This is a genomic window from Flavobacterium sp. GQ95 (assembly GCF_059758655.1).
Genome location: NZ_JCAXEB010000009.1, coordinates 140,099 through 156,617 on the forward strand (window position 1 = coordinate 140,099; position 16,519 = coordinate 156,617).

16 protein-coding genes are annotated in these 16,519 nt (G+C 32.7%); 7 read left to right on the plus strand and 9 right to left on the minus strand.

The features are described 5' to 3' along the window. Nucleotides 1-4 precede the first annotated feature (4 nt). Both AC6CH4_RS17640 and AC6CH4_RS17645 read right to left on the minus strand, forming a co-directional pair. Nucleotides 5-2,467, minus strand: a complete 2,463-nt coding sequence (locus AC6CH4_RS17640; RefSeq protein ID WP_498105256.1) for a YfhO family protein — start codon at nt 2,465-2,467, stop codon at nt 5-7. A 50-nt stretch (nt 2,468-2,517) separates the two neighbouring features. Then, nucleotides 2,518-2,802, minus strand: a complete 285-nt coding sequence (locus AC6CH4_RS17645; RefSeq protein WP_072971505.1) for a DUF4834 family protein — start codon at nt 2,800-2,802, stop codon at nt 2,518-2,520. 124 nt (nt 2,803-2,926) lie between these two features. On the opposite strand from AC6CH4_RS17645, the gene AC6CH4_RS17650 reads away from it, so the two are divergent. Beyond that, on the plus strand, nt 2,927-3,895 hold the full coding sequence (locus AC6CH4_RS17650) for a transporter (RefSeq protein WP_192185284.1): 969 nt from the start codon (nt 2,927-2,929) through the stop codon (nt 3,893-3,895). 49 nt (nt 3,896-3,944) lie between these two features. Further along, complete coding sequence (locus AC6CH4_RS17655) at nt 3,945-5,063, plus strand: GTP cyclohydrolase (RefSeq protein ID WP_192185285.1); 1,119 nt, start codon at nt 3,945-3,947, stop codon at nt 5,061-5,063. Nucleotides 5,064-5,153: 90 nt separating this feature from the next. On the opposite strand, the gene AC6CH4_RS17660 is transcribed toward AC6CH4_RS17655, so the two are convergent. Both AC6CH4_RS17660 and capB read right to left on the minus strand, forming a co-directional pair. Then, the gene (locus tag AC6CH4_RS17660) at nt 5,154-5,633 is read right to left on the minus strand and encodes a hypothetical protein (protein ID WP_498105258.1); all 480 of its coding nucleotides are present in this window, start codon (nt 5,631-5,633) and stop codon (nt 5,154-5,156) included. 120 nt (nt 5,634-5,753) lie between these two features. Further along, nucleotides 5,754-7,016: a cysteate-C-fatty acyltransferase gene (gene capB, locus AC6CH4_RS17665; RefSeq protein WP_498105260.1), complete on the minus strand. Its 1,263-nt coding sequence runs from the start codon at nt 7,014-7,016 to the stop codon at nt 5,754-5,756. A gap of 346 nt (nt 7,017-7,362) precedes the next feature. Here capB and nirK point away from each other — a divergent pair, with 346 nt between their 5' ends. From nirK to AC6CH4_RS17680, 3 genes are read left to right on the plus strand one after another with little or no spacing between them, the layout of a single operon-like run. Then, on the plus strand, nt 7,363-8,754 hold the full coding sequence (gene nirK, locus AC6CH4_RS17670) for a copper-containing nitrite reductase (protein ID WP_498105482.1): 1,392 nt from the start codon (nt 7,363-7,365) through the stop codon (nt 8,752-8,754). Nucleotides 8,755-8,766: 12 nt separating this feature from the next. Continuing rightward, the gene (locus AC6CH4_RS17675) at nt 8,767-9,537 is read left to right on the plus strand and encodes a formylglycine-generating enzyme family protein (RefSeq protein WP_498105262.1); all 771 of its coding nucleotides are present in this window, start codon (nt 8,767-8,769) and stop codon (nt 9,535-9,537) included. Between the two features lie 16 nt (nt 9,538-9,553). Continuing rightward, a complete protein-coding gene (locus AC6CH4_RS17680) occupies nt 9,554-10,156 on the plus strand; it encodes an SCO family protein (protein WP_498105264.1) in 603 nt (200 codons plus the stop codon). Nucleotides 10,157-10,192: 36 nt separating this feature from the next. On the opposite strand, the gene AC6CH4_RS17685 is transcribed toward AC6CH4_RS17680, so the two are convergent. The 4 genes from AC6CH4_RS17685 to AC6CH4_RS17700 all read right to left on the minus strand — a co-directional run bounded on the left by AC6CH4_RS17685 (nt 10,193) and on the right by AC6CH4_RS17700 (nt 13,337). Beyond that, entirely contained in the window at nt 10,193-11,410 is a 1,218-nt protein-coding gene (locus tag AC6CH4_RS17685; protein ID WP_498105266.1) for a hypothetical protein, read from the minus strand. Nucleotides 11,411-11,511: 101 nt separating this feature from the next. Then, nucleotides 11,512-12,234: an iron-sulfur cluster repair di-iron protein gene (ric, locus tag AC6CH4_RS17690; protein WP_498105268.1), complete on the minus strand. Its 723-nt coding sequence runs from the start codon at nt 12,232-12,234 to the stop codon at nt 11,512-11,514. Between the two features lie 108 nt (nt 12,235-12,342). Then, nucleotides 12,343-12,861, minus strand: coding sequence for an azurin (gene azu / locus AC6CH4_RS17695; protein ID WP_498105270.1), 519 nt, complete (start codon nt 12,859-12,861; stop codon nt 12,343-12,345). Between the two features lie 26 nt (nt 12,862-12,887). Next, complete coding sequence (locus tag AC6CH4_RS17700; protein ID WP_498105272.1) at nt 12,888-13,337, minus strand: RrF2 family transcriptional regulator; 450 nt, start codon at nt 13,335-13,337, stop codon at nt 12,888-12,890. 202 nt (nt 13,338-13,539) lie between these two features. On the opposite strand from AC6CH4_RS17700, the gene AC6CH4_RS17705 reads away from it, so the two are divergent. After that, the gene (locus AC6CH4_RS17705) at nt 13,540-14,322 is read left to right on the plus strand and encodes an NYN domain-containing protein (protein ID WP_192185295.1); all 783 of its coding nucleotides are present in this window, start codon (nt 13,540-13,542) and stop codon (nt 14,320-14,322) included. Nucleotides 14,323-14,356: 34 nt separating this feature from the next. Continuing rightward, entirely contained in the window at nt 14,357-15,868 is a 1,512-nt protein-coding gene (locus tag AC6CH4_RS17710; RefSeq protein WP_498105274.1) for an FMN-binding glutamate synthase family protein, read from the plus strand. A gap of 82 nt (nt 15,869-15,950) precedes the next feature. Here the strand turns inward: AC6CH4_RS17710 and AC6CH4_RS17715 are convergent, their stop codons facing one another. Next, a complete protein-coding gene (locus AC6CH4_RS17715; RefSeq protein WP_498105276.1) occupies nt 15,951-16,382 on the minus strand; it encodes a hypothetical protein in 432 nt (143 codons plus the stop codon). Between the last annotated feature and the right edge of the window lie 137 nt (nt 16,383-16,519).

Genomic DNA, 16,519 nt, shown 5'->3' on the forward strand with positions numbered 1-16,519 from the left:
TTATTTAAAATTTATTTTGAGTATCTCCGTGATTTCTTTTTGAATCTTTGCGGAAGAATTTTTCAAAATAAATACCGCCAATCAAAAGCAATAACATTCCAATTGAACTTGCTAATGTAATTGTACCTCCCGTTTTCACAACCTGAGGTTCAAATTTGAATTCTATAGTGTGTTTTCCACCAGGAACTTCCATAGCCCTTAAAACGTAATCTACAGGAAAGTGGTCGGTCAATTTACCGTCAACGTACGCATTCCATCCATTTTTATAATACATTTCAGAGAAAACCGCTAAACCATCTTTTGCATTATCAGATTGATACTTAATATAGTTTGGTTTGTATTCTACAACCTTAATAGTTCCGGTTGTATCCCATTGTTTTTTCAATCGGGCATTTGTGAATTTACCTTCGTAATCATGAACATTAAAAACTGCAACTTTTTTAGTATCAATGTTATTCAAAGCTTTCATAACATCGTCCGGTTTATTCACCAATCTTACTGAATCAACGAACCAGGCATTTCCGTTTGCTTCAGGATTTGCTACCGGAACTTCATTTCCTTCTTTATCTGTTTGAATTACGTACTTAACATTTAACATATTAAGCACTTCAATATTTCCTTTTTGAATTTGATAATCCATTAATTGCTGCATTCTTCTTGGACGTACAGCACTATAACCACCGATAGTCTTATGAAAATAAGAAGATCTTCCCTGTAACTGTCCCTGTACATCAAAAACACGATAGATTGATTTATCTTCTAAAATCTTAGTGTCAATTGGAGTTTCCTGAAAAGGAGCGGCAATTTGTACCGGACTTACAAAATCTTTAGCAGAAACATATCTTTTATCAACAAAAAATAAATCGAAAATCATTAAGATACCTACAATAATCAACGTTGTATTCTGCGCTAATTTATTCTTGATAAACAACCATAAAATTCCAAAAGTAATCACAATAAAAAATCCTGAACGTAATAAATCTGCTGAGTACAAACTCATTCTGTCTTCTTTTAAAGCATCAACAAATGCTGGACCATAACTTTGCAAGTAAGCATTGTCACTCATTCCTGTAAAATGGAACATTCCTTTAGCCAAAACTAAGATTAATAAAACGCCAAGACCAAAAACTCCTGTTTGAATTAATGCTTTTTGCTGAAGTTTTGGTTCGTCCTTAGCCTTAAAAAAGGATTGTAATCCCATTACGGCAAGTACAGGAATACATAATTCTAATATAACCTGAATAGAAGATACTGCTCTAAATTTATCATACATCGGAACGTATTCGATAAAAAAGTTAGTCAGTAATGAGAAATTTTTTCCCCAAGAAAGCATCAGCGTAAATAAAGCCCCTGCAAGAAATACATATTTTATTTTTCTTTCATCAATGAATAGTGCCAGAACTGCCAAAAAGAAAACTACAACTCCTATGTAGGCTGGTGCAGAAACAATTGGCTGATCACCCCAATAAGTAGGCATTCCCGAAACAAAATCCTGTGCCTGATCTGAAGGAACTCCCTGCTCGATCATAAACGAGTACATACGGCTGTCTGTACCCACATTTTCATGACTGGAACCTCCAAAAATTCGTGGAGCAATTAAATTTAAACTTTCCGCAATACCATAACTATATTCTGTAATATAGTCTGTTGTCATTGCAGCAGTTGTTTCATTTTTAGATCCGTCGGGATTAAAAGTCAATTCACTTTTTTCACGAATACTAAACTTTGCATATTCGCTGGTTGCCAATAAGTTTCCGGCATTGGCACCAATTGCAAAAATTCCTGCGACTGCCAAAACTCCGACTGCTTTTAAAAGTCCTTTATATTCTTTTTCCTTAATAAATTGAAAAGCAAAATAACCTGAAAGAATCAGCAGGAAAATCAAAAGATAATAGGTCATTTGAAAGTGGTTTGCGTTTACTTCCAGCGCAACCGCAAACATGGTGAGTAAACCTCCCCAAATATATTTTTTCTGAAAAACCAGTATAAAACCGGCAATAACTAGCGGCATGTAAGCAATAGCATGTGCTTTTGCATTATGACCAACTCCCAGAATAATAATTAAATAAGTAGAAAAACCGAACGCAATCGCGCCGATAAATGCTTTTAATGGATCCGTTTTTAAAACCAATAATAAACCATAAAAGCCTAAGAAGTATAGAAATAGATAATCAGCAGGACGAGGTAAAAAACGTAAAACATCATCAAGTTTACCCACAAAATCATTTGGATAATTAGCTCCTAACTGATAAGTTGGCATTCCACCAAAAGCAGAATTTGTCCAATAAGGTTCAGCATGTTCAGCAGCTCTAAAGTCGTTTTGCTCTTTTGCCATTCCGGTATATTGCGCAATATCCGATTGGAAAATTTGTTTTCCTTGTAAAACTGGATAAAAATAAACTAACGAAACGAGAATAAAGCCCAATATAACAAGGGCGTGCGGATAGAACTTATTTACTATTTTCAATTTAGGTTGGTTTGGGTTAAATGATGAATCCTATTAATCAGGACACAAACTTAATCTATTTCTTCGTAATCAACATAATCACCCACCTTTTTGGTTTCGCGAGGATTTTTTGCATTAGCCGTGTTGATGATTATCTCATCATTATTAGTACGCGTTTTTTGCCATGAGTTATCCTGGCTATATTGTTGTTGTCTCTGAAAATTTTCACCTGCTTTTTCAACCGCTTTTTTCACCAATACTGGCAAAAAGATTCTGGCTAAAAATTTGAAAATATAATAAAACGCAATGATCCACATTATCGTTTTAAACAAATTTGTAAAAGATGCTTCTTGCATAATCGTATAATTTTTGCCAAAATTAATAAATCCGTTGTTTAAAATTAAAATATCAATCTTAAATAAATAATAAAATATAGTACATTTGAAATGCGTTATAACTTTTTAATCCAAAAATACATTTATGTTAAAAATTAAAAACTTATTTATTACAGCTCTTTTTTTATTACCACAACTTTTCTTTGCCCAATTCACGGATGTTATTAATTCAAATCGTCCTGGTGAAACCATGTCTGCCTATGCGGTTGGAAAATCAATCATACAAGGTGAAATTGGTGTTTATGGAATTAAGGAAAAACACGATTTATTAGATTATGATGCAAGTGGTTTTGGAACCGATTTAACGATTAGATATGGCGCATTCACAGAAAAACTGGAATTTGTTCTTGACCTGCAATATCAAATGGAAAACTTTGATACTCCCTACACCAGTTATAAAAAAAATAACTTTAGACAAACCGTTTTAGGGGCAAAATATTTAATTTATGATCCTTTTAAAAACTATGAAAAAACAGCCAATATTTACAGCTACAAAGCAAATCATTCCTTTAATTGGCATCAATTAATACCTGCAGTTTCTTTATTTGCTGGTGCAAATTTTGTTGGCGCAGATAATCCTTATTCATTTTCTCCTGAATCGAGCATTTCTCCTAAAGTAATATTAATTACCCAAAATCTTTTTGGAGGTGGAAAATGGGTTTTTGTAACGAACTTTATTGCTGATTATATCACAACAGATTATCCAAGTTATGGATATGTATTAACTTTAACGCATGGATTTAATGATAAATGGTCCGGTTTTATTGAAAATCAGGGATATAAAAGCGACTTTTACAGTGATGCTATTGTTCGTGGCGGCGCTGCCTACTTACTTAACTCAAACATGCAAATTGATGCTTCTATAAGTACCAATTTTAAAAATACACCATCTGTATTATATGGAGGAGTTGGATTTTCATGGCGTTATGATGGTTGGTATAAAGAAAAGCAAGAAATGACTTTTAAGAAAGACAGGAAGTCTAAAAATAAAGATGCTGAAGAAAATATAGATTATCAGGAAAAAGAAAGAAAGCGTAAAGCTAAATACGAATAATTAATAACTGAACTTCTCTGACAAAGAGACAAAACAATTAAGACTTTTAATGATTACAATTAAAGAAGCCAAAACCAAAAAAGAACTAACAGAATATATCAAATTCCCGTTTTCGTTATACAAAGACAATCCGTATTGGGTGCCGCCTATTATTGCTGATGAATTAGAGTCTTTTGATAAAACGAAAAACCCGGCTTTTGACCATGCCGAAGCTTACTTTTATCTGGCTTATAAAAACAATGAAATAGTTGGTCGTATTACGGCAATCATAAATTGGTCTGAAGTTAATAATCAACATAAAAGAAAAGTGCGTTTTGGCTGGTTTGATGTTATTGATGACATTGAGGTAACAAAAGCTTTGCTGGAAAAAGTATATGAATTAGGAAGAAAACATAATCTGGAACATACTGAAGGTCCAATGGGATTTTCTAATTTAGATAAAGTAGGAGTTCTTACTGAAGGTTATGATCAAATGGGAACCATGATTACCTGGTATAACAATCCGTATTATGTAACCCATTTTGAACAACTAGGCTTTCAGGTAGAGAAAGAATACATAGAAAGTATTTTCCCGTTTTCAAATGTAAAACCAGAGTTTTTCCTTAAAGCTCAGGAATTGATAAAAAAACGATATGGCTTACGGGCTTTGACTTTTACCAAAACAAAAGACATTATGCCACATGTGGATAAAATGTTTGATTTGTTTAATGAATCGTATGCAAAATTAGCTTCATTTGTAGCGATTTCAGATGTTCAAAAGGAATATTTTAAAAAAAAATACATCAGTTTCATAAATCCGGAATACATAAAATTTGTTGTTGATAAAGAAGATAATTTGATAGCCTTCAGTATTGTAATGCCAAGCTTTTCTGAAGCATTACAAAAAGCAAAAGGTAAATTATTTCCGTTTGGTTTTTGGCATTTATTACAGGCCAGAAAAAAGAGTAAAGATGTTGTCTTCTACTTAATTGGAGTTCATCCTGATTATCAAAATAAAGGTGTAACAGCTATTATCTTTGATGAATATTTTAAAACTTTTTCAGAAAAAGGAATTCAAAATTGTATCAGAACTCCCGAGTTAGCGGAAAATACAGCAATTCATTTACTTTGGAAGAACTTTGATCCAAAAATTCACTGTCAGAGAAAAACATATAGAAAAGATCTTTAAGATTTTTTCTATATATGTATTAGTTTTCAATAAAAAAATCCATTCCGATATGTTCGGAATGGATTTTTTTATTACAATTTTTTTATTTCTTTATTGTGGGCAATCAGATTTGATCAACGTATTTTTCGCATCAAATTTTAATTTCTTTTTATCTTTAAAACTTACTTTGTTATTAGCGTCGACTACATCTCCATATCCTTCAATAAAAGTTCCGTCTTTCTGCAAAAAAGCTACCTCTCTTACAGAAGAAACTCCTTCAGACATAAAGGTGTAATCTGCAATTAGTGTATCACCTTTCATATTACCAATTATAGTACCTTCATTTTTATCTTTTCCAGTTATATTATAACTTAATTTTCCGTTTACTTCCTGATGTGAATTCACATTAAAACTTAAGGCTACAATACTACCATTAAGACTTGATGTATAACATTGATCTCCAGCTGGCTCCAAAATCTCTGCTTCTTTTGGAGCATTGGGTTCTATTTGGGGAGGCGGTAATGTTGTTTCTTTTTTACAAGAAATAAAAATACCTAAAATAATGATTGTTAATGCTGATAATTTTTTCATAATTCTTATTTTTTTTACTGATTTTGAATTATAAAGTTACCTCAAATAAAAAAAATCCATTCGTATAACGAATGGATTCTTTTATATAATTCCCATATAAAGAAATCTATTTACAAAATATTAGGCATCTAAATCAACCTTAGTTCTGCCTGCAATTTCTTTATAAGTTCCGTTTTCTAATTTCTCACGAATTGCTTCAAAAGCTATTAATGTCTCATCAATATCCTCTAAAGTATGTGAAGTTGTCGGAATCATTCTCAATAAAATAATTCCTTTAGGAATAACCGGATAAATTACAATTGATAAAAAGATACCGTAGTTCTCTCTTAAATCGTTTACCATAACCATCGCTTCCGGAACACTTCCTTCTAAATAAACTGGTGTAACACAAGTATTAGTATCTCCGATATTAAAATTTCTTGAGCGTAAACCATTTTGCAATGCATTTACATTTTCCCAAAGCTTATCTTTTAATTCCGGATGGTTACGCAATAATTCTAAACGTTTCAAAGAACCAATGGTTTGAATCATTGGCAATGCTTTTGCAAACATTTGAGAACGTAAATTATATTTTAAATAATCAATAATATCCTGATCTGCAGCAACAAAAGCACCAATATTGGCCATAGATTTTGCAAAAGTAGAGAAGTAAACATCAATATCTTGCTGTACGCCTTGTTCTTCACCTGCTCCCGCTCCTGTTTTACCAAGAGTACCAAAACCGTGTGCATCATCAACTAACAAACGGAAATTGTACTTTTCTTTCATGGCCACAATCTCCTTCAACTTTCCTTGTTGACCACGCATTCCAAATACCCCTTCAGTAATCAATAAAATACCTCCACCGGTTTCTTCTGCCATTTTTGTAGCACGCTGTAAGTTTTTCTCAATACTTTCCAGATCATTGTGCTTGTAAGTAAAACGTTTACCCATATGCAAACGAACTCCGTCAATAATACAGGCATGAGAATCTACATCATAAACAATAATATCATTTTTAGTAACTAATGCATCAATTATAGATACCATTCCCTGATAACCAAAGTTCAACAAATAAGCTGCAGGTTTCATTACGAAATCAGCCAATTCATTTTCTAATTGTTCGTGGTATTTGGTATGGCCAGACATCATTCGGGCACCCATTGGGTAAGCCGCTCCAAATTGAGTTGCAGCATCAATATCGGCCTGACGAACTTCAGGATGATTTGCTAAACCTAAATAATCATTTATACTCCAGTTTAAAATATCTTTTCCACCAAACTGCATTCTTGGACCTAATTCTCCTTCTAATTTAGGAAATACAAAATAACCTTCTGCTTGTGACGCCCATTTTCCTAAAGGGCCTTTATTGTTCTGGATTCTCTCGAATAAATCTTTTACCATAATATATTTGAAGTAATAATTTTAATTTATCAGCGAGCAAAAATAAATATTTATTCTGTGGAATCATAATTATTTAAAAATGATTCGAATTCAAAATCGCTCTTTAATAAACTATTGTGTGAAAATTTTATTTTATTGTACTAATTTTCTTTAAAAATAAAACTCTAAAAATTGACTCTCAGAATTATCTCTATAAATTATAAGTAATATATGACTTTTATCATAATAAAGGACAATTTAGTCTTTTAAATTTACTTTAGATTTAAAACTAAAATAAAACCAATCTATTATGAAAAAGAAGTTACAAATCCCGATTAGACTGAAAGTATTATTTTATGCCGTTTGTATGTCAATGATATTATACTCTTGCAAAGAAAGTGAGCAATCACAAGATTATACTAAAATTGTAGCAGAGGGAGAAATGCAGGCAGAACTTACTACACCGCCCATGGTACCAAAACCAATTGGTGACAGAGCTGCCATGAAATTAAAAGTCAATATGGAAATTAAGGAACAGGAAGGCACGATGGCCGATGGTGTAAAATATACCTATTGGACATTTGGTGGCTCCGTTCCAGGAAGTTTTATTAGAACCCGTGTAGGAGATGAAGTTGAATTTCATTTAAAAAATCATCCGGACAATAAACTACCACATAACATTGATTTGCATGCAGTCACTGGTCCGGGCGGAGGTGCAACATCTTCATTAGTAGCACCAGGACATGAAAAAGTATTCAGTTTTAAAGTTATAAATCCAGGACTGTATGTTTACCATTGTGCAACCGCACCCGTGGGAATGCACATTGCTAACGGAATGTACGGCTTAATTTTAGTTGAACCAGAAGGCGGATTACCTAAAGTTGACAAGGAATATTACGTAATGCAAGGTGATTTTTATACCCAGGGTGAATATGGTGCGAAAGGTCTTCAGGCCTTTGACATGAATAAAGCAATTAAAGAAACACCTGATTATGTTGTTTTTAACGGAAAAGTTGGTTCAATGACTAACGGAAATGAACTAACTGCAAAAGTAGGTGAAACCGTAAGGTTATTTGTAGGTAATGGAGGACCAAATTTAGTTTCATCTTTCCATGTCATTGGTGAAATTTTTGATCATGTGCATGTAGAAGGCGGAGCACTTATAAATAAAAATGTGCAAACAACTTTAATCCCTGCGGGCGGTTCGGCTATTGTTGATTTTAAAGTCGAAACTCCCGGAAATTTTATTATGGTTGACCACTCTATTTTTAGAGCTTTTAATAAAGGAGCTTTAGGGATTCTTAAAGTTGAAGGCAATGAAAATAAAAACATCTATTCAGGAACTATTCAGGAAGGAATTTATTTACCTGAAGGAGGAACTATCCAAAAAATGCCAGAAAGTACAACCGTAAAAACTGCAGCTCCTAAAAGAACTTTAGTAGAAAAAATAACTATTGGAAAACAGATTTTTGGAACAACTTGTTTCGCTTGTCATCAATCTGAAGGACAAGGGATTCCGAATACGTTCCCTCCCCTGGCAAAATCGGACTTTTTAAATGCCGATTCAAAACGAACCATTAAAACAATCTTGCATGGTTTAACTGGAGAAGTTACAGTAAACGGCAAAAAATTCAACAGCGTTATGCCCGCTCAAAATTTATCGGATGATGAAATAGCAAATGTACTTACTTACATCTATAGCAGTTGGGGAAATAATAAAACAGAAATTACTCCGGAAATGGTAAAAATATTGCGCTAACACGATCCAATTATGCAAAAAAGCATTTATATATTTCTTTTTTTTCTGGCCTATGCCTCATTTTTAAACGCGCAGGAAAATAAAATGGTTCCGATACAAGAGGGCTCTTTTGTCCCTCTTTACGGGGCGACATCTAAAAAACCTGTACTTGTAAAATCCTTTTTTATAGATGTCTTTCCGGTAACGAATAACGAATATTTAAATTTCCTTAAAAAGCATCCTGAATTCAGTAGATCTAAGATAAAAGAACTGTTTGCAGACAAAAGTTATCTCACGTATTGGAAAAATGATTTTGATTTTGGAAATGCAAATCCAAAAGCTCCTATAACAAGTATTTCATGGTTTGCAGCAAAAAGGTATTGTGAATGCCTAGGCAAACGTTTACCAACAATGGATGAATGGGAATATGTTGCAATGGCAGATGACAAAAAAACAGATGCCAGAACCAAAAGAGAATTTAACAATTATATCCTATTATGGTACGAAAAATCAAAAACATACGAGAATCCGGTTGGACAAACATTTAAAAATTATTGGGGTGTTTATGATATGCATGGATTAGTATGGGAATGGACAGCTGATTTCAACAGTATCTTTTTATCTGGAGAATCCCGAAAAGACAAAAGTGCTGATAAAAACCTTTTTTGCGGCGCTTCATCAGTAAATGCAACTGATTTAATGGATTATGCTGCTTTTATGCGATATGCTTTCAGAGGAAGTCTTAAAGCACAATATTCGACACGCAATCTTGGTTTTCGATGTGCCAATACAACGAAGCTTTAATTTTAAAATTTATTGAATGAAAAAAATAATAATTGCAATTTTTATACTTCTTTTTTCTTTGCAAGGTTGTAAAGAAAAATCAAAAGAAGCGAGTTTTACAGTTCCTAAAAACAAAGAAATTAGCGAATTGTCTATTTATAATTTACCTTCTGAATGGACAACACAGGATGGAAAAAACATTGAACTTAAAAGCCTTAATGGAAATGTTGTCGTAATGGTCATGATTTATACTTCCTGTAAAGCCGCCTGTCCCCGACTTGTAGCCGATATGAGAAATATTGAAGCAAAACTGGATAAAAAAACTAAAAAAAATGTAAAACTTATTCTTGTAAGTATTGATCCTGTTACTGATACTCCACAGAAACTTAAATCATTTGCCATAACCAACAAAATGGACAAAGAACCCTGGCTTTTCTTAAGATCGACAGAAGATAATACGCGCGAATTTGCAGCTATTCTGGCTGTTAATTACAAACAAATATCTCCAATGGAATTTTCACATTCAAATATCATTAGTGTTTTTAATCCAAAAGGGGAATTAATATACCAACAGGAAGGTTTAGGAGTAAACAATGACCAGACTGTAAATAAAATAAATGAAGAAGCAGCAAAAATTTAAATAGGTTGATTAGTTAAAAACAAGGGAAGATTTTGATTAATCGAACCTTGTTTTTGTTTTTAATACCGAAATCAGAATAAACAACAACCCTGCAACAATAAAGATGCTGGATCCAAAAAGTGCTTCATAGTAGCTAAAAAGTAATCCTTTGCCTGAGTAATATAAAAATCCCTGTAAAAATAAAAGCATCTCCGTAATTACATATCCGAAGAAAAAACACTTTACTCCAATTTTTAATAAATAAGCTTTTCGCGGAAGGAGATTATTATGAACTAATATTCCAAACAAAAATCCGGTAATAATTCCGAGAGTGGTCAAATGAATAAATCCAATTACCCAGTTCCTGATTTGATGTGACACTTCAGTCAAATTCGGTGCAAGCACAACGAATTGTAATGTTATTTTTAAAAATAATGCTGATAAAGCAAAAACATAAGTCAACTTAGTAATTGAATTAATATTTGCCTTAAATTGACTTATTTGGGGTTGCAGCATTTTATAGAAATAAAGAAAAGAAACCAATTGCAATAAAACTCCAAATGTATTAATCCACTTTAAAATCTGGTTTTCTATAAACCAACTTATTGAAAATGTTGCCGTAAAAAGTGTAGTTAAAACTAACAATGTCAGGAAAATTCTAAATTGCTTTGCCACTATTTCATTATTAAATTGCTTTATAAATAAAGCCAAAATTGCAAATAAAAACCAACCATTAAATTGAAAGTGAAGAAAAAACTGAATAGCAATCTGATAAAAAACACTTTGTTTTCCTAACATATTGATTGTTGGACCTAAACACCACACTCCAAAAGTCGAGAAAACCATGAATAAAATTGATGCTATCATTAGTTTACCGGCAGCATCCCTATCTTTCGAACCATCTCTCCAAACCAGCCAACAAAAAACATAACTCAATAAAATATGCAGGGTAGAAAATACAATCGAAAACAAAGCGTATCCCTGAATCGGAAAACTTATCATCATTCCGACAACTGTAAATTCTGTGATCCAAAATAATTGATTGTAAATTGATTTATCACTTTTGTCTTTCGGAATAAAAAAATGAAGAATCAAAACATAAATCATCATATAAGCCCAACCAAGCATTGCAACGTGAGAATGCGCATGAAGCAAATAAATATAATTGATGTTTTTAAAAGGAAAAAGATAGGTAAAACGCATCAGTAAGCCCATAATTGAAGCCACAATAAAATTTATAAAGCAACAAACTATCCAGTTTCTCTGTGCATTCATTTTAGACAATAGTTTCATTTTTCTTATAAATAAAAAATGCACTGATAACAATTCATTTATTGAGATTTGTTCAGTGCACTTATTTCTAAATTATTACATTTTTATGCAAACTCTTCTTCTAAAATTACAGCTTTAGGAAAAAGAATATTGTTTTCTAAATGAATGTGTTTATGTAAATCCTGCTCAAATTCGTCCAACATAGCAAATGCTACTTTATAAGTCGTACAACCATCTGCCGGAGCAGTGTAATTATTTGTCAAATTTGCAATTTCGCGAAAGCGTTCTCCTTCATTATCATGTTCCTGCATCATCATTGCGATTGGATTTGAAACTGTTCCGAAAGAAGGTTGCGACAAAACACCATTCGATTCTTTGGTTTTCACCATTCTTTTAATGAAAGGAAACAACATCAGTTCTTCTTTCTTCATATGCTGAGATAATTCCCCCGCCCCTGCAGTAAACAATTCATTTATTCTAAATAATTCTGGATGATTTGCTCCATGCACACTACATAATTTATTTAAAAACTGCAGAATAACTCCTGTTTTTTCTTCAACATAACGATGATGTGTTTTTTCGATATAATCGACCAGTAAGTCTAAAGGCCACGAATTAAAATCTATTGTATTGTTGTTTTCTGACTGAAGGACGTCAAATACATTTTGAAGCAGAATATCTGAGTCAATATCTTGTTTTTCACAAACTTCATTGATTGTTCTGTTTCCTTTGCAACAAAAATCAATTTGATATTTTGAAAATACTGCTGCTGTTCTAAAATCCTGAGCTACAAATGCCCCAATAGTTTTATCTTTTAAATTTTCCATTTTGTTTATAATTAATTATTTTTTATTTGCTTTTATCAATAAAAGATAATTTTATCTTTTATTGTATTATTAAAAAACTCTAATACCTAAAAGTATCAGAGTTTGGCTTTATTCTACAATTAACACACCTTTCATCATAGCAACATGCCCAGGAAAAGTACATAAAAAGTTATAAGTTCCTTTTTTATCTATTGTAAATTCGATCGTATCTTCTTCTCCTCCACCAAGTAATTTAGTATGTGCAACAATTGATGCCTTTTCTGAAGCCGGAATATAATCAGTAGCTTTTGCTTCAATCGCTTTTGCGGCAAAAGTAGCTTCATCAGTTCCTTCCTGTAAAATAACCAGATTATGTCCCATGGCTTCTTTTGGAATTTTACCAACGTGCTTTAAGGTCAACGTAATTGGTTTTCCTGCTACAGCTCTTAATTCATTTGTGTTAAACTGCATTTGATCGTTTCCTTCAATAACGAGAACATTACTTACGACAGGTTTATTACCTTCATCAGATGGAGTTTCTGTTACTTCTGTTGGTTCTTCGGTTTGTGGATTTTCTTTTTTTCCACAAGAAGTAATGGCTAAAACACCCATTAACATTACTATAGAAATTTTAACTTTTTTATTCATAATTAGTTATTTAGATTTTAAAATTTTTATTCTCTTTGATTCAATATTTTCAGATAAAAATCTCCCGAATTTACTCCCGAAGCTAATTGTTCCAAAGTAGTATTGGTTAGCATTGCCAAAAGCAGTTCGCGTATTTTTTTGAACTCATTATGAACCGGACAAGGGTGCGTTTCTGAACATTCTTTTAATCCAATGCCACAACCTTTATATATGGTATTCCCATCTATTGCATCTACAATCTTAATCAGCTTTATGGATTTTACAGCTTCATTCGAAACTTCGAATCCACCACCAACTCCTTTGGCCGAAGCGATGATACCACTTTTGGTAAGAATCTGCATGATTTTAGCTGTAAAAGGTTCCGGTGAATCAATTTCTTTGGCAACATCTTTTATTCCAACCCGAATTCCCTCCGATGATTTGGTTGCTATAAAAATAGAGGCCCGAATGCCGTACTCGCATGCTTTTGAAAACATATATTCAATGATTAAATTCCCTACAAATATATTCACTTTATAATTAAAGACAAAATTATCTTTAATTAATTTTAATAAAAAAAATACTTATTATAACCAGAATAATTTATAAAATACAAAAGACTTATTTTAATCTCAAATTCCTATAAAAACCAATTTTAGTTTTACCTTTGGGAGTAATGTAAATTTTTAATATCCAGATATGCCCTTAAGCAACTCCAAAGATTTAAAATTAGCGGTTCTTATAGATGCCGATAACGTGCCTTACAGCAATGTAAAAGGCATGATGGAAGAAATAGCAAAATTTGGAACACCAACTACCAAACGTATTTATGCCGATTGGACAAAGCCAAACTCAAATGGCTGGAAAGGTGTTTTGCTGGAACATGCCATTACTCCTATTCAGCAATACAGTTATACGGTTGGGAAAAATTCCTCTGATTCTGCCTTAATTATTGATGCAATGGATTTGCTTTATTCCGGAAAACTAGACGGATTTTGCATCGTATCAAGCGATAGCGATTTTACACGTTTAGCTATACGTTTGCGAGAATCTGGCATGAAAGTTATTGGTATTGGAGAAAAGAAAACACCAAACTCTTTCATCGTTGCCTGTGACAGATTTATTTATATTGAGGTTTTGGATGGCGCTATTCAAAAGAAAAAGCCTAAAACTACTGTCGCTGCTGACGCCAAAAAACCAGTAGAAAAACCTTCAGAAAAAGCATTGCATAAAATTGACAAACAAACCATTGAACTAATTGAAGACACCATTGAAGATATTGAAGATGACGATGGATGGGCATTTTTAGGTGATGTCGGGAATTTAATTGTTAAGAAAAAACCCGAATTTGACCCAAGAAATTATGGTTTTTCTAAGCTTACGCCGATGCTGAAATCCCTGACCGATATTCTTGAAATTGACGAAAGAGAATCAGACAAAAAAGGAATCAAACACGTTTATGTCCGTTTGAGATTCAACTAATTACCAAATTATTACATTTTAAAGTTTTAAAAACATGAGAAAAAAATTCTTTATTTACGGATTCTTATTGTTAATAATTGTTGTTACCATTTACTTTTATACAAAACGTGGTTTTTTACTAGTGATTATTCTTCCAATCTTATTGGTAGTTGGTGTTTATAATATTATTCAAAAAAAGCATGCTATTTTAAGAAATTTTCCTGTTTTGGGTTATTTCAGATATTTATTCGAAATGATTGCACCAGAAATTCAGCAGTATTTCATTGAAAGATCTACTGACGGAAAACCTTTCTCCAGAAACCAGCGTTCTTTAGTTTATCAAAGAGCAAAAAACATAGATTCTAATTCGCCTTTTGGAACACAATTAAATTTAAATCATAACAGTTACGAAGGAATAAAACATTCTATTTTTCCGGCAAAGGTCAATGAAGAATTACCTCGTGTTTTGGTTGGCGGAAAAGATTGTAAACAACCTTATTTAGCTTCTTTATTTAATGTTTCTGCCATGAGTTTTGGTTCGCTAAGCGAAAATGCTGTTCGTGCGATAAATCTTGGTGCCAAAAAAGGAAATTTCTACCAAAATACCGGCGAAGGTGGTTTAACCGAATATCATCTTGCAGGCGGTGGCGATATTACCTGGCAAATTGGTACAGGTTATTTTGGCTGTCGTGCTGCTGATGGGAATTTCAGTCCAGAAAAATTCTCAGAAAAAGCGAACCTTCCGAACGTGAAAATGATTGAAATTAAACTTTCTCAAGGTGCAAAACCGGGTCACGGCGGAGTATTACCTGCAGCAAAAAATACGGTTCAGATTGCTAAAATCAGAGGCGTTGAACCACATACAACTATTCTTTCTCCTCCCGGCCATCATGCTTTTTCAGACAGTAAAGGGCTCATTCATTTTATAAAGCAGTTGCGTGAATTATCAAATGGAAAACCAGTTGGATTTAAATTATGTATTGGAAACACAGCGGAGTTTGAAGCCATTTGCCACGAAATGATTGCTGAAGATATTTATCCTGACTTCATAACCGTTGATGGTGCCGAAGGTGGAACCGGTGCAGCTCCTCTTGAATTTGCAGATGGAGTTGGAATGCCTTTTGAACCTGCTTTAATCTTTGTAAACAAAACATTGATCGGATTAAATATTCGCGACAAAATACGTATTATCGGGAGTGGTAAAATTATTTCAGGATACTCTATTTTACATGCGATTGCTTTAGGTGCTGATATGTGCAACAGCGCCCGTGGTTTTATGTTTTCATTAGGCTGTATTCAAGCCTTACGTTGTCACAATAATGAATGCCCAACCGGAGTGGCAACTCAAAATAAAATGTTGATGAAAGGCTTGGTTGTAACTGATAAATCAGAGCGCGTTTATCATTTTCATAAAAATACTTTGCATGCAGCTAATGAACTTTTAGCGGCAGCAGGGAAGAAAAGTTTCGCAGATGTGGACATCAATATATTTATGCGTGGAGATGAATTTGCCAATTTATCAGACTCGTATTTCCCTGATCAATTAACAAATGTTACCAGACATTAAAAATAAAAAAAGCCTCCTTGTTAATTTCAAAGAGGCTTTTTTTATATTATGGTGATTATGTTTTTTTTGGATTTATTTCAAATTAAAGCTTTGCAGTTTCTTTACCAGCTGTAGCATCATTTTCTATAACTGCCAATTCTTCCTTATCAACTAATTGCTGAGCAAGAATTATATTATTGTAAGATAAAAAGTACACATCAAACTTTACTCCTTCTTCGATTAATGACGGAGAAATTTGATCATTTTTAACCATTTCTTTAAGCAAACTCGGAAAAGTATCTTTATACGCTAATTTGTTTGCGTCAGTTCCTTCCAGATTGGTTTCAATTCTTATTTCAATTTTATTGTCATTTAAAAATGCTTTGGCAGTTGTACTAACAACGTTTCCTCCTTTTATAGATGACGAAGTATTATAATTATTAACATGTTCCTGGATTTTTTGCTTGGTATTTTTACAGCTTACCAGCAATAGAACAACGGCAAAAGCAAATACGATTTGGGTAATTTTTTTCATAATTTTTTGGTTTTATAGTTATTTTTTAACTCAAACATAACAAACTTTCTATACAAAAACAATAGTAGCTCATAAAAATTAAAAATGTAATTATTTGACTACAACTTATTTACTCAAAATATACCAAACACGTACTA

Coding starts and splice junctions, on each gene's coding strand:
- ric (WP_498105268.1), bottom strand. CDS start 12,234: ATGGAAAATTTAAAAGATAAAACTATTGGGGCATTTGTAGCTCAGGAT.
- AC6CH4_RS17705 (WP_192185295.1), top strand. CDS start 13,540: ATGCCCTTAAGCAACTCCAAAGATTTAAAATTAGCGGTTCTTATAGAT.
- azu (WP_498105270.1), bottom strand. CDS start 12,861: ATGAATAAAAAAGTTAAAATTTCTATAGTAATGTTAATGGGTGTTTTA.
- AC6CH4_RS17675 (WP_498105262.1), top strand. CDS start 8,767: ATGCAAAAAAGCATTTATATATTTCTTTTTTTTCTGGCCTATGCCTCA.
- AC6CH4_RS17650 (WP_192185284.1), top strand. CDS start 2,927: ATGTTAAAAATTAAAAACTTATTTATTACAGCTCTTTTTTTATTACCA.
- AC6CH4_RS17660 (WP_498105258.1), bottom strand. CDS start 5,633: ATGAAAAAATTATCAGCATTAACAATCATTATTTTAGGTATTTTTATT.
- nirK (WP_498105482.1), top strand. CDS start 7,363: ATGTCAATGATATTATACTCTTGCAAAGAAAGTGAGCAATCACAAGAT.
- AC6CH4_RS17680 (WP_498105264.1), top strand. CDS start 9,554: ATGAAAAAAATAATAATTGCAATTTTTATACTTCTTTTTTCTTTGCAA.
- AC6CH4_RS17645 (WP_072971505.1), bottom strand. CDS start 2,802: ATGCAAGAAGCATCTTTTACAAATTTGTTTAAAACGATAATGTGGATC.
- AC6CH4_RS17655 (WP_192185285.1), top strand. CDS start 3,945: ATGATTACAATTAAAGAAGCCAAAACCAAAAAAGAACTAACAGAATAT.
- AC6CH4_RS17710 (WP_498105274.1), top strand. CDS start 14,357: ATGAGAAAAAAATTCTTTATTTACGGATTCTTATTGTTAATAATTGTT.
- AC6CH4_RS17715 (WP_498105276.1), bottom strand. CDS start 16,382: ATGAAAAAAATTACCCAAATCGTATTTGCTTTTGCCGTTGTTCTATTG.
- capB (WP_498105260.1), bottom strand. CDS start 7,016: ATGGTAAAAGATTTATTCGAGAGAATCCAGAACAATAAAGGCCCTTTA.
- AC6CH4_RS17685 (WP_498105266.1), bottom strand. CDS start 11,410: ATGAATGCACAGAGAAACTGGATAGTTTGTTGCTTTATAAATTTTATT.
- AC6CH4_RS17700 (WP_498105272.1), bottom strand. CDS start 13,337: ATGTTTTCAAAAGCATGCGAGTACGGCATTCGGGCCTCTATTTTTATA.